10 protein-coding genes are annotated in these 12517 nt (G+C 73.9%); 3 read left to right on the top strand and 7 right to left on the bottom strand.

Annotation, left to right across the window (positions count from 1 at the left end; translation table 11 throughout):
* Positions 1–285: 285 nt before the first annotated feature.
* Genes ABR738_RS18360 through ABR738_RS18335 form a run of 6 tightly spaced genes read right to left on the bottom strand, consistent with a single transcriptional unit; the run spans position 286 to position 5616 of the window.
* Positions 286–1527, bottom strand: coding sequence for a cytochrome P450 family protein (locus ABR738_RS18360; RefSeq protein ID WP_350231066.1), 1242 nt, complete (start codon positions 1525–1527; stop codon positions 286–288).
* A complete protein-coding gene (locus ABR738_RS18355) occupies positions 1524–2753 on the bottom strand; it encodes a cytochrome P450 (RefSeq protein WP_350231065.1) in 1230 nt (409 codons plus the stop codon). The genes ABR738_RS18360 and ABR738_RS18355 overlap by 4 nt, the downstream gene beginning before the upstream one ends.
* A complete protein-coding gene (locus tag ABR738_RS18350; protein WP_350231064.1) occupies positions 2750–3367 on the bottom strand; it encodes a GTP-binding protein in 618 nt (205 codons plus the stop codon). The genes ABR738_RS18355 and ABR738_RS18350 overlap by 4 nt, the downstream gene beginning before the upstream one ends.
* Positions 3348–3695, bottom strand: coding sequence for a DUF742 domain-containing protein (locus tag ABR738_RS18345; RefSeq protein WP_350231063.1), 348 nt, complete (start codon positions 3693–3695; stop codon positions 3348–3350). The genes ABR738_RS18350 and ABR738_RS18345 overlap by 20 nt, the downstream gene beginning before the upstream one ends.
* Positions 3692–4093 carry a roadblock/LC7 domain-containing protein gene (locus ABR738_RS18340; RefSeq protein ID WP_350231062.1) on the bottom strand — a complete coding sequence of 134 codons (402 nt, stop codon included), beginning with the start codon at positions 4091–4093 and terminating at the stop codon, positions 3692–3694. The genes ABR738_RS18345 and ABR738_RS18340 overlap by 4 nt, the downstream gene beginning before the upstream one ends.
* On the bottom strand, positions 4090–5616 hold the full coding sequence (locus ABR738_RS18335; protein ID WP_350231061.1) for a sensor histidine kinase: 1527 nt from the start codon (positions 5614–5616) through the stop codon (positions 4090–4092). The genes ABR738_RS18340 and ABR738_RS18335 overlap by 4 nt, the downstream gene beginning before the upstream one ends.
* 274 nt (positions 5617–5890) lie before the next feature.
* Between ABR738_RS18335 and ABR738_RS18330 the strand changes: the two genes are divergently transcribed.
* Together ABR738_RS18330 and ABR738_RS18325 are read left to right on the top strand one after the other, a co-directional pair.
* Positions 5891–8767 (top strand): FAD-binding and (Fe-S)-binding domain-containing protein, encoded by a 2877-nt coding sequence (locus ABR738_RS18330; RefSeq protein ID WP_350231060.1) that lies wholly within the window; start codon positions 5891–5893, stop codon positions 8765–8767.
* A 157-nt stretch (positions 8768–8924) separates the two neighbouring features.
* The gene (locus ABR738_RS18325) at positions 8925–9875 is read left to right on the top strand and encodes an EamA family transporter (RefSeq protein ID WP_350231059.1); all 951 of its coding nucleotides are present in this window, start codon (positions 8925–8927) and stop codon (positions 9873–9875) included.
* 658 nt (positions 9876–10533) lie between these two features.
* Here ABR738_RS18325 and ABR738_RS18320 read toward each other — a convergent pair.
* Positions 10534–11235, bottom strand: coding sequence for a DUF4232 domain-containing protein (locus ABR738_RS18320; protein ID WP_350231058.1), 702 nt, complete (start codon positions 11233–11235; stop codon positions 10534–10536).
* A gap of 420 nt (positions 11236–11655) precedes the next feature.
* On the opposite strand from ABR738_RS18320, the gene ABR738_RS18315 reads away from it, so the two are divergent.
* Positions 11656–12480 (top strand): TIGR03084 family metal-binding protein, encoded by an 825-nt coding sequence (locus ABR738_RS18315; protein ID WP_350231057.1) that lies wholly within the window; start codon positions 11656–11658, stop codon positions 12478–12480.
* Positions 12481–12517: the final 37 nt, after the last annotated feature.

Here is a 12517-nt window from a genome sequence, read left to right as displayed (position 1 = left end):
GGACCCCGGAGATGACCCCACCCCGCCCCTTCCCGAAACCCTCCGGGGGCGGTGAGGGAGCTGAGGTCCAAACACCTGCGGCTCTGCCCCAGACCCCGTTCGCGCCTGAAGGGCGCTCGTCCTCAAACTCCCCCAAGGCCTTGAGGGCTGGGGGGACCCCCGTGACGGGCTGAAGATGTGCGTGCCGTCCGGCATCGAGTGGTTCAGGGGCGCGGGGAACTGCGCGGGTGCCCCAGCACGGTCTGTTGACGCCCCGGGATGCCCCACCCCGCCCCCGTACACCCGTCAGGTCAGCCGGACCGGAAGGTCGAAAAGGTCGTTCTGGGTGACGATCGGCTTGTTGCGGAGTGAGGTCGCCGGGACCGCCAGGGTCAGGGAGGGGAAGCGGGCGTACAGGGCCGGCAGCGCGACCCCCGCCTCCAGGCGGGACAGGGCCGCCCCGGGGCAGACGTGCGGGCCGTGGCCGAAGGAGATGTGGCGGTTCGGGGTGCGGGTCACATCGAAGTCGCCCGCCGTCGGCCCGTGCTGCGCCTCGTCCCGCCCGATCGCCCCGAAGGAGACGATCAGCGCCTCGCCCGCCGGCAGCACCCGGTCACCCACCGGCACATCCTCCGTCGCGAAGCGGAACAGGACGTGCGACGTCGGCGTCGACCAGCGCAGGGTCTCCTCGATGACGTTCTCCCACGCCACCTTCCCCGCCAGCACCAGTTCGCGCTGCTCGGGATGCGTCTCCAGAGCCAGCACCGCGTTCACGATGAGGCTGATCGTCGTCTCATGACCCGCCGCGACCATCAGCTGGAGCGTGTTGGTGATCTCCTCCGTGGTGAGGTGGTCACCGTCCTCGGACGCCGCGATCAGCGCGCTCGTCAGGTCGTCGCCCGGCGCCCGCCGTTTGGACTCCACGATCCGCCCGAACAGCTCGCCCAGGTCCGCCATCATCCCCGGCACCTCCTCCGGCGGCGTCTGCGTGGAGAAGAACTTCTCGAACAGGGCCTTCAGCCGCGGGTGGTCGGCCGCGTCCACACCCATCAGCTCGCTGATCACGTTCATGGGGAGGGGGTAGGCGAACTCCGCCTTCAAGTCCACCACTTCGCCCTCGGGGAGGGTCGCGAGGCGGTCCAGCATCGACGTCGTCAGCGCCTCGATGCCCGCCCGCAGCCGCTCCACCCGCCGCACGGTCAGCGCCTGCGCGACCAGGGTGCGCAGCCGGCGGTGCTCATCGCCGTCGACGGTCAGCATCGAGCGGCCCGGGTTGGCGAGCCCGATCAGGGGCCAGTCCAGCGGGATCTCGCCGCGCCCCCAGGCGCCCCAGCTGTTGATGTCCTTCACCAGGCGCGGATCGGTCAGCAGTGCCCGGGCCTCGGCGTGGTGCGTCACCGAGTAGCAGCCCACCCCGCCCGGCAGCACGACCCGTACCAGCGGCCCCGCCGCGCGCAGCGCCGCGCTCTCCGCGTCCAGGTCGCCGACGAACGGGTCGAGGGAGATGGCACCGCTGTGGTCCACGGGGCACTGCGACGGTCTGCTCATCTGGCTGCTCCAAGGGCGGGAGTGGGAGTGAACGTGACGGGAAGCTCGGACAGGCCGCGCAGCCACGGGGACGGGCGGCGCGCCAACTGCCCCTCGGGAACGGCGAGATCGACGTCGGGCAGGCGGTCGAGCAGCACCTCGATCCCGGTGCGCGCGATGACCTCGGCGACCTCCTGCGCGGGGAAGGGGCAGCGGTGCTCCCCGTGCCCGAACGAGAAGAACGCGCTGTTGCCGCCGGTCAGGGCACCCGCGTCGGTGCGTATCTGGGGGTCGCCGTTGGCCGCCGCGAGGCCCAGGAGCAGCAGGTCGCCTGCGCGGATGTGCTGACCGCCGAGCCGGGTGTCGCGGGCGGCCCAGCGGCCCGCCACGTTCTGCGTGGGGGTGTCCTCCCACAGCACCTCGTTCATCGCCTCGCCGACGCTGTGCCGCCCGCCCGCGAGCGAGGCCGCGAACCGGTCGTCGGTGAGCATCAGACGCAGCGAGTTGCCGATCCAGTCGGCGGTGGGCTGGTGGCCTGCGGCCATCATCACCATGAGGTCCTGGCCGACCTCCTCGACGGTGAAGCCGTACGGGTTGGCGAGCATCCGCGACGCCACGTCGTCGCCCGGCTCCACCTGCTTGGCGGTGAGCAGCGCGTACATCGACTCCGCGAGGTGGCGCTGGCCCTCGAGGGCGCCCTCCCGGCCGTTGATCATGTCGTTCATCGCGGTGACCAGGCCGGGACCCTGCTCGTCGGCGAACCCGTACAGGCGCGCCAGGACGCGGACCGGCAGGAGCATGGCGTACTGGCCGACGATGTCGCAGCTGCCCGCGCCGCACAGCGCGTCGATGAGTTCGTCCGCGAACCGCTCGGCGTGGCGGCGCAGTTCGAAGGGGTCGACGGCCTCAAGGGCCTCGGAGACCATCGCCGCCCGCTCGCGGTGGCGCTCGCCGACGGTGTAGAGGATCGACGGCTGCTTGCGGCCGATCATCGGGAGCAGCGGCCAGTCGGCGGGGATGCGGTCCCACTGGTTCCACAGGTCGGAGTCGCGCGAGAAGAGCATCGGGTCGCTGGTGACCTGGTGCAGTTCGCGGTAGCCGAGCACCAGCCACGCCGGTACGTCGCCGTCGAGCACGACGGGCGCCACGGCACCGTGGTCGCGCCGCAGGTCGCGGTAGAGCGCGTTCGGGTCGGTCTGGAAGCGGGGGCCGCTCAGCGGGACGGGGGCGGGGATCGGGCACGTCACGGTATGAGCTCCGGTGCTTGTCGCAGGCGCGCGAGATGTTCCACGAGGGTGATCAGGACGGTCTTGCTCGACTCGCGCGAGCGGGCGTCGCAGCGCAGCAGCGGCACCTCGGGCGGCAGATCGAGCGCTTCGCGCACCTGCGCCTCGGTGTGCGCGGGCCCGCCGAAGTCGTTGCAGGCCACGACGAAGGGCGTGCCGTGGTGCTCCAGGCGGTCGATGGCGTACCAGGAGTCCGCCAGGCGCCGGGTGTCCACGAGGACGACCGCGCCGAGCGTGCCCGCGAACAGCCGGTCCCACAGGAACCAGAACCGCTCCTGTCCGGGCGCGCCGAACAGGTACAGGACGTTGTGCGCGTCCAGGGTGATGCGCCCGAAGTCGAACGCGACGGTGGTGGCCGTCTTGGTGCGCACCGCGTCGAGGTCGTCGACGGCCTCGCCCGCCTTCGTCATGGTCTCCTCGGTGTTCAGCGGACGGATCTCGCTGACCGAGCGCACCATGGTCGTCTTTCCGACGCCGAAACCACCGACGACGACGATTTTCAGGCCGTTGTCCGCGGTCCCCGCGAGGGCGGGCCGTTCGGAGCGTGCGGGCCGTTCAGAGATTTCGGAGGCCAACGAGCACCTGCTCCAGGATGTCGGAATCGGGAAGGCTGTGGCCGGAGCGCGGATGGCGGGCGCTGATCCGGCCGGTGTCGTGCAGGTCGGCGAGCAGGATGCGGACCACCGTGACGGGCAGGCGCAGCTCGGCGGCGATCTCCACGACCGCCGTCGGAAAGCGGCACATCCGCAGGATCGCCGCGTGCTCGGACTGCATGCCGGGCGCCGGGTCCGACTCGGTGACCACCAGCGTGACCAGGTCGAAGGCGGCCGAACCGGAACGGCTGCGTCCGCCGGTGAGCGTGTAGAGCCGGTCCGGCGAGTCGTCCCGGCCCGGCCGGCTCATGCCCGCGGCTCGGCGCTGAGGTATTCGCCGAGCTGTTCCACCAGTTCGGACATGTTGTGCCCGACGAGCCCCGCGTCCGCGTCCTCGGCGGCGACCACCGCGAGATGGGCGCCCTCCCCGGCCTCGACGATGAACAGGATGCCGCCGTAGAACTCCGCCATCGCGGAGCGCACCCCGCCGCTGCCGTCGCCGAACTCCATGGACGCCCCGTGCGACAGGCTCTGGATGCCGGCGGAGATGGCGGCGAGCTGGTCGGCCTGGTCGACGGAGAGCTCGGGGGTGCGGCACAGCTTGAGGCCGTCGCGCGAGAGCACGAGGGCGTGGCGGGCGCCTGGGGTGCGCTGGAGCAGGTTCTCCAGCAGCCAGTTGAGCTTCTCGTCGGTGGTGGTGCCGGTCATTCTGTGGTGCCTTCCGGGGAGGGGGACTTCGCGCGTACGGCCTGGCGGAAGCTGCTGAAGCGGGCGGCGGCCTCGGACGCCGGGGCCGCCGTGGCGCGGGCCGGGGCGCCGGGTGCGCCCGGTGCGCCGGGTCCCTGGGGATGGGCCGCGGCGAGGGCGCGGCCGCGCTTGCGCTTGGGCAGCCCGCTCTCGCCGAACTGCGGGAACTCACCGCTGGTCTCGGAGCCGGAGCCGGAGCCGGAGCCGGAGCCCGAGCTCGAGCCCGAGCGCGAGTCCCAGCCCGGACCGGACCCGGGGGCGGAGGCGGATTCGGCTGCGGCCTCCGCGGCGTCCGGGGCGTTTGCCGGGGGCGCGGCGGTGACGGGCTCGGCGGCCGTCTCGTGCGTGGCCTCCGGCTCGGTGGAGCCGGTCCGCGCCGCGCGCTGTGCCGTCGCCAGGTCGTGCGGTACGTCGAGGACGGGCGCGACCGGCGCCGGCGCCGGCGCGGCGGTGACGTGCGAGATCAACTCGTGCGGCAGCAGCATCAGGGCGCCGGTGCCGCCGCGCGCGGAGGGCCGGAACGACACGGTGAGCCCGTGCTTGCGGGCCAGCCGCCCCACGACCGCGAGCCCGAGCCGGGTGCCCGAGAGCCCCGCCAGGTCCAACGACCGCCCCGACACGGCCTGTTCGGCGCGGCGCTGCTGCACCTCGCTCATGACAAGGCCGCTGTCCTCGACGGTGATGATGACGCCGGCCGGCACTTCCTCCACGTACACATGGACCTCGGCGGTCGGCGGCGAGAAGTTGGCCGCGTTGTCGAGGAGTTCGGCCAGGGCGTGCATGACGCCCTCGGCGGCGTGACCGGCGACGGCCGCGTCACTGGTGGAGTGCAGCCGCACCCGCTGGTAGCCGCCGATGCGCCCCATGGCGCCGCGCAGAATGGACTCCATGACGATGGGCCGCGACCAGCGCCGGCCCGAACGCGCCCCGGTCAGCACGGCGATGGAGTCCGCGAGCCGGCCCGCCTGCGCGGTGCGGTGGTCCAGGTGGAGCAGGTCGCCGAGCACATCCTCGTCGGCGTGCCGGTGCTCCATCTCGCGCAGGTCGGCGAGCATGCCGGTGGCCAGCGCCTGCATGCGGCCCGCCGCGTTGGCGGTCGCGGCGAGGGCGGCGGCCCGGGCCGACTCGGCGCGGCGCAGCTCGGCGGCGTGGGCGGCGACCAGAGCCTTGCGCTCGGCGGCCCTGGCCGCGTCGAGGCGTACCGCGTCGGCGCTGCGCCGGGCGGCGTTGGCCTCCTGGGCGCCGATCTGGGCGTTGAGCGCGGCGAGCCGGTCGCGCAGGACGCGGTTGCGCAGCGTGGTGTACGTCATGGCGTACGCGCCGGCGCTCAGCAGGACGGCCGCGGTGGCGAGGCTCCAGCCGACCAGGGCGCGGGAGGCGGGCTCGGCCGAGACCACCGCCGCCACGCAGAACGCGCCGGTGACCACCGCGGTGATGAGCAGGGCCAGCGCGGAGGGGCGGGTGGGAGAGGGCGACGCCGTCATTGATCAATGCCTTACAGCGCTTATGGCGGGCGAAGGGGGCGGGGTCGAGGGGCGGGCGAGGGGTGGGCGAGGGGGAAGGACGCATTCCCGTTCACGGGGAACGAGGGGCAACTATAGGAGAGTTGGTGATCGAATTGGATAGTTCTTGGTGAACATTCCCGCTCATTGGGAGCGTTGAACAGTCGCATTCAGGTCAACAAGGCTTTTTCAGGACACGTTGGAGACAGTATCGCGACACCGTCCCCTTCCCTCACGGCAGGGGCATCCTGGGTCCATGGCTAAGGGTGCGCAGGGCCGAGGAAGCGATCGTGAGCTGTCCCGCGAGCTGGGGCGTGAGCTGTCCCGTGCGGTGCGCGGCCGGGTGGACCTCGGGGTCACCGCCCGCGCCCTGACCACCATGGACGCCTCCAACTACCGCCGGGTGCCGCTGGGTGTGGTGGCCCCGCGCGACGCCGACGACGTGGCGGCGGTCCTCGCGGTGTGCCGGGCCCACGGGGTGCCGGTGGTGCCGCGCGGTGGCGGGACCTCGATCGCGGGCCAGGCCACCGGCGCCGGGATCGTCCTCGACCTCACCCGCTTCATGCGGTCGCTGATCGCGGTGGACGCGCGGGCCCGAACCGCCGTGGTGCAGCCGGGACTTGTGCTGGACGTACTGAGGGAGGCGGTGGCGCCCCACGGGCTCACCTTCGGGCCCGACCCCTCCACCCACAGCCGCTGCACGCTCGGCGGGATGATCGGCAACAACGCGTGCGGGGCGCACTCGGTGGCATGGGGGACGACAGCTGACAACATCTGTGATCTGAAAGTGGTCAGCGCACAAGGCAAACTTCACCATCTGTCACGCGGCTGGCAGAACTCGACAGCGCCCGAAGGCCTGCGCGCCTTCGTCGACCGCCACCTCGCGACGCTGCGCACCGGATACCCGCAGGACCTGCCGCGCCGCATCTCCGGCTACGCGATGGACGCCCTGCTCCCCGAGCGCGGCGCCGATCTGGCACGGGCGTTCTGCGGCGGCGAGGGGACCCTCGGCGTGGTCACCGAAGCCACCGTACGCCTGGTGGAGACGCCGCGCGCCCGGGCGCTCGCGGTCCTGGGCTACCCCGACGAGGGCGCGGCGGCCGAGGCCGCGCCCGGCCTCCTGGCGTACCGGCCGCTGACCGTCGAGGGCATGGCCGCCGATCTCGTACGGGTACGGGGCGGGGCCGGGCTGCCGCGCGGCGGGGCCTGGCTCTTTGTCGAGACCGGCGGGGCGACGGAGGCCGAAGCACGCGCCAGGGCGGCCGAGTTGGCGCGCGCGGGCGCCGCCCAGGACACCGCCGTGGTCGGCGACGTCGCCGGGATGCGCGCGCTGTGGCGGATCCGCGAGGACGCGGCGGGCACCGCGACCCGGATGCCCGACGGCACCGAGGCCTGGCCCGGCTGGGAGGACTGCGCGGTGCCGCCCGCCCGGCTCGGCGCGTATCTGCGGGAGTTCCGCGCCCTGCTGGCCTCCCATGGGCTGCGCGGCATCCCCTATGGGCACTTCGGTGAGGGCTGCGTCCACGTGCGCGTCGACTTCGACCTGGTGAGCGCGCCCGGCGTCGCGCGTTTCCGCGCGTTCTCCGAGGACCTGGCCGCTCTGGTGGTGGCGCACGGCGGTTCACTCAGCGGCGAACACGGCGACGGCCAGGCCCGCGCGGAACTGCTCCCGAAGATGTACGGGCCCCAACTGGTGGAGCTGTTCGGCCGGTTCAAGGACGTGTGGGACCCGGACGGCCTGCTCAACCCCGGCATCCTGGCCCGGCCTGCGCGGCTCGACGAGAACCTGCGCTTCGAGGCGCTGCCGAAGCGTGCGGTGGACGTGGCGTTCGGCTACCCGCACGACGGCGGCGACTTCAAGGCGGCGGTGAGCCGGTGCGTGGGGGTCGCCAAATGCCGTACCGCGAGCGGTGGTTCGGCCGATGTCATGTGCCCGTCCTTCCGGGCCACGGGGGAGGAGGAGCACTCCACGCGCGGCCGGGCCAGGCTGCTGCACGAGATGCTGGCGGGCGAGGTGGTCACGGACGGGTGGCGCTCGCGCGAGGTACGCGACGCGCTCGATCTGTGCCTGTCCTGCAAGGGCTGCCGCAGCGACTGCCCGGTCGGGGTGGACATGGCCACGTACAAGGCGGAGTTCCTGCACCACCACTACCGGGGGCGCCCGCGCCCGGCCGCCCACTACGCCCTCGGCCGGCTCCCCGAGTGGCTGCGGCTGGCCGCGCCGCTTGCGGGCCCGCTGAACGCGGCCGCACGCGTCCGCCCGCTGGCGGCGCTGGCGAAACGGCTCGCGGGGATCGCGCCGGAGCGTACGATCCCGCCGCTCGCGCCGCGCACGTTCCTGGCCGGTCTCAAGAACCGGCCGGAGCCCGACGCGGCGGCGGTACTCCTGTGGCCGGACACCTTCACCAACCACCTGTCCCCGGAGGTCGGCCGGGCCGCGCTGCGGGTGCTCGCGGACGCGGGCGTGAGCGCGGCGCTCCCCTCCGGGCGGGTCTGCTGCGGGCTCACCCATGTCACCACCGGCCAGCTCGACCGCGCCAAGGCGGTGCTGCGCCGCACCCTGGACGTCATGGAGCCGCACCTGCCCGACGCAGGCGGCCCCGGTGTTCCCGGCCGTCCCGGTGTTCCCGGTGGCCCCGGTCTTCCCGTCCTCGTACTCGAACCGAGCTGCGCGGCCGCCCTGCGCACGGACCTGCCGGAGCTGCTGCCCGGCGACCCGAGGGCCGCTCGCCTCGCGGCGTCGGTACGCACCTTCGCCGAGGTCCTTGAGGAGTGCGCGCCGCACTGGACGCCGCCGCGCCTGGACCGCCCGGTGGCCGGGCAGACCCACTGCCACCAGCACGCGGTCCTCGGTGACGCCGCCGAACGCCGCCTGCGCGAGCGTGCGGGTCTGACGGGTGAGCTCAGCGGCGGGTGCTGCGGTCTGGCCGGGAACTTCGGCTTCGAGCGCGGCCACTGGGAGGTGTCGCTGGCCTGCGCGGAGGACCAGCTGCTCCCCTCGGTACGGGCCGCGGCGCCCGGTACGGAGCTGCTTGCCGACGGTTACTCCTGCCGTACGCAACTGGCGCAGCTGGCGGGCCGGGAGGCCAGGCACCTGGCGGAGGTGTTGGCGGAGGGGCTGGGACGGTCATGACGTCCGCAGGGGTGAGGGGCAGCGGGCGCGGACGCCGCTTACATTGGATGGACTGAGGTATTCCGGTTGGGGCGGGAAAGTGCTTGCGCGCGGCGAGCGCGGTGCAGAATACTGACCCTGGAAGTCCAATGAATTGATCTGACGGAGGTGGACGCCGGTGAATCCGGTCCAGGGCACGGGTGCGGCCGAACCGGTCGCGGCGGCCGCCGTCGCCGTACCGGAGGCGGCCGGCGCGCTGAAGGGGCCGGGGCGCGGTGGGCGCCGGGCGGCGTTCGCGCCGGTCGCGCTCGTGGTGGCGGGCGGCATGTCGGTGCAGTTCGGCGCGGCTCTCGCGGTGACGCTGATGCCGCGGGCCGGCGCGGCCGGAGTGGTGACGCTGCGGCTCGTCGCGGCGGCAATCGTCCTGCTGTTGATCTGCCGGCCCGGGCTGCGGGGGCACTCGCGGGCCGACTGGGGCACGGTCGTCGCGTTCGGCGTGGCGATGGCCGGCATGAACGGGCTCTTCTACCAGGCGGTCGACCGCGTTCCGCTCGGTGTCGCCGTCACGCTTGAGGTCCTCGGCCCCCTGACGCTGTCCGTGTTCGCCTCGAAGCGGCTGGTCAACGTGGTGTGGGCCGGGCTCGCCCTGGCCGGTGTCATCCTCCTGGGCGGCGGCGGCTTCGGCGGCCTCGACCTGGTGGGCGCGGCCTACGCCCTGGGGGCGGGGGTGTGCTGGGCGGTGTACATCCTGTTCAGCGCGCGTACGGGGCGCCGGTTCCCGCAGGCGGACGGGCTGGCGCTGGCGATGGCGGTGGGCGCGGTCGTCTTCCTGCCGATCGGCGTCGCGCAGGCCGGTACGGCGCTGCTCGTGCCCTCGACGGTGGCGCTGGGCGCGGCCGTCGCCGTCCTGTCGTCGGTCCTGCCCTACACCCTGGAACTCCTGGCCCTGCGGCGCCTGCCCGCCTCCACCTTCGCGATCCTGATGAGCCTGGAGCCGGCGATCGCGGCGGCAGCGGGCTTCCTCATCCTGGACCAGTCCCTGTCCTGGCCCCAGGCGCTCGCGATCGGGCTCGTGATCGGGGCGAGCGTGGGGGCGGTGCGGACGCAGATCCGGGTTGGCAGGGGGTAGGTGCTGCGCGGGCGCGGCCGGGCGAGGTGGCTCCCTGACCCTGGGGGTTGCGCTTGGCCCGGGTTGGAGGGTGCGAGTGCCTGGCCCTTGACCCTGGGGGTTGCGCTTGGCCCGGGTTGGAGAGTGCGGGTGCCTGGTTGCTCGCGGCCCGGGTTGGAGAGTGCGGGTCCCTGGGGCTTCGCCCCAGACCCCGGGGTTTTCCCGCCCGCCCGCCCGTGCGGCGGGGTTGGAGAGTGCGAGTCCCCGGGGCTTCGCCCCGGACCCCGGGGGGTTGCCTCTGGCCCGGGTTGGGGGGTTCCGTCCCCGAGCCCCTGACCCTGGGGGTTGCTCGCGGCCCGGGTCGGAGGGCGTGGGTCCCTGGGGCTGCCCCAGACCCCGGGGTTTTCCCGCCCGCCCGTGCGGCGGGGTCGGAGGGCGCGGGTTCCTGGGGCTGCGCCCCGGACCCCGGTTGGCGGGTTCCGCCCCGGGGCCGCGTTCCGCCCGCCCCGGGCCGCGCGGGCTCCCCCCGCCGGGCCACGCGGGCACCCGCCGGGACGGGCGCCGGGATGCGGGCGCGGTCCGGGGTCGCGAAAAGGGGCCGGGGCTTCTGCCCCGGCCCCTGATTACCCGGCCCCTGATTACCCGGCCCCTGATTACCCGGCCCCCACTTGTGCGGGGCTCAGTTCCCCTGGCCCGCGCTGCCGATCGGGCCGACCTTCACCTGGGACGTGGTGTCGTCCGTCACGGGCAGGGTCGCCTCGCCCGGCCAGGGGAGCGAGACGGTCTTCGTGTCGCCGGGCGGGGTCACCAGGAGGCCCGTGACGCGGACGCCCGAGCCGCCCGTGTCGTTGTGCGGGTAGGTGACCCCGAAGTACACAGACTTGCCGTTCTTGAGGGTGTAGGGGCCGGCCGGATCGCCCGTGCGCTTGGCCGGCAGGGTGCCCTCGGCGAGCTTCAGGTCGACGCCCGCGAAACCGGCCACCGAGCAGTCGTGGCCGCTGACGTTCTTGAACTCCACCGCCACCGTGCGGTCCTTGTCACCGCCGACCGTGGCGTCCGTCGCCGAGATCTTCAGGTCCGCCGCGGTGCACTTGCCACCCTTGGCGCCGCTCCCCGAGCCCCCCGAGCCCCCCGTGCCGCTCGACCCCGTGCCCGCGGTCGTGCCCTTGCCGCCCGTGCCCTTGCCGCCGCTCTGGGCGCCGCCCGTACTCGTACCCGTACCCGCGTTCGCGCCCGCCGAGCCCGAACCGCCTCCCGTCGACGCGCTGGAGGCGGACGACGGGTCGCTCTGTGCCGTGGAACCGTCGTCGTTCTGGCAGGCCGTGAGCGAGAGGCCCGCGGCGACGGCCAGGGCGGCGAAGGTGAGCTTGCGAACGCGCATCGGTTCTTCCCTCAGGATCGGTTGGCGGTGCGGGCCGCTCGGTACGGTCCGGCACGAGCGGGCGTCGGTATGACCATCAGGACCTCATGGCCCGGTGAACCGTTCCTCCCCGGCGCGCCCCAGGACATTCCTGTTACACGCACAGGCGGCGCACAGCGAGCCGCGCCCCCGGCCGCACTCCCGTCCAGCCGTGCCCGGGCCCGCCGGGGCGCCGGTTGCCGTGTCCCTGACGGCCGGCCGGGCGCCCACCGTCCGCCGGTACAGACCCGTGACGCCGGGGGCCTTGACCGAACCAAGTCCCGCAGCCCCGCAGTCCCGCAGCCCCGCAACGGCCAGAAAATACATGCAAGCACGCTTGCTTGTTTTCCGCGCCGCTGCCATGCTCCGTGGCACACCCGCTGTCCCGGAGGGGAGCGCACCGTGTCCGAACCGGCCGGTCCGACCGACGCCGTACTCGACGTGCTGGACGACCTGCGCGCGGAAGGGGGTGAACTGGACGTCGCCATCGGCGAGTTGAGCCCCGCGCAGTGGGCCACGCCGACCGCCGCGCCGGGGTGGACCATCGCCCATCAGGTCGCCCACCTCGCGTGGACCGACACCGCCGCCCTGCTCGCCGTCACCGACCCCGAGGCCTTCGCCGCCGAGGCCGAGAAGGCGGCGGCGGCCCCGGACCGCTTCGTGGACGACGGGGCAGAGGCGGGCGCGCTGCTGCCGCCCGCCGAACTGCTCTCGTGGTGGCGCGACAGCCGCGTACGGCTCCAGGAGGAGTTGCGGGCCGCGCCGGCCGGGGCGCGTTTTCCCTGGTACGGGCCGCCCATGTCCACCGCGTCGATGGCGACGGGCCGGCTGATGGAGACCTGGGCGCACGGGCAGGACGTGTTCGACGCCCTGGGCCGCACCCGCAGGCCCACCGCCCGGCTGCGCCACGTCGCCCGCATCGGCGTCCGCGCCCGCGGCTACGCCTTCGCCGTACACGGACTCGCGGCGCCGGACGAGGAGTTCCGGGTCGAGCTGACCGCGCCCGACGGCGACGCGGTGTGGACGTACGGTCCCGAGGGCGCCCAACAGCGCGTCACCGGGCCCGCGTTGGACTTCTGCCTCCTGGTCACCCAGCGGCTGCACCGCGGCGACACCGCGGTACGGGCCGAGGGCGCCGACGCCGACCGCTGGCTCGACATCGCTCAGGCCTTCGCCGGCCCGGCGGGACCCGGCCGCCCGCCCCGCGCGGCCGAGGACGCCTCATGAGCCGGGGCGGTCCGACGGACCGGGCGGACCGGGAGGA

It is taken from the genome of Streptomyces sp. Edi4, from assembly GCF_040253615.1.
Lineage (GTDB): Bacteria > Actinomycetota > Actinomycetes > Streptomycetales > Streptomycetaceae > Streptomyces.
The sequence above is the reverse complement of the archived record's forward strand: the minus strand, read 5'-3'. Positions and strand labels throughout refer to the sequence as shown.

What these genes read in the sequence shown, in the direction of transcription:
- ABR738_RS18360 (WP_350231066.1), bottom strand. Translation starts at nt 1,527, where the DNA reads ATGAGCAGACCGTCGCAGTGCCCCGTGGACCACAGCGGTGCCATCTCC.
- ABR738_RS18345 (WP_350231063.1), bottom strand. Translation starts at nt 3,695, where the DNA reads ATGAGCCGGCCGGGCCGGGACGACTCGCCGGACCGGCTCTACACGCTC.
- ABR738_RS18340 (WP_350231062.1), bottom strand. Translation starts at nt 4,093, where the DNA reads ATGACCGGCACCACCACCGACGAGAAGCTCAACTGGCTGCTGGAGAAC.
- ABR738_RS18335 (WP_350231061.1), bottom strand. Translation starts at nt 5,616, where the DNA reads ATGACGGCGTCGCCCTCTCCCACCCGCCCCTCCGCGCTGGCCCTGCTC.
- ABR738_RS18330 (WP_350231060.1), top strand. Translation starts at nt 5,891, where the DNA reads ATGGCTAAGGGTGCGCAGGGCCGAGGAAGCGATCGTGAGCTGTCCCGC.
- ABR738_RS18320 (WP_350231058.1), bottom strand. Translation starts at nt 11,235, where the DNA reads ATGCGCGTTCGCAAGCTCACCTTCGCCGCCCTGGCCGTCGCCGCGGGC.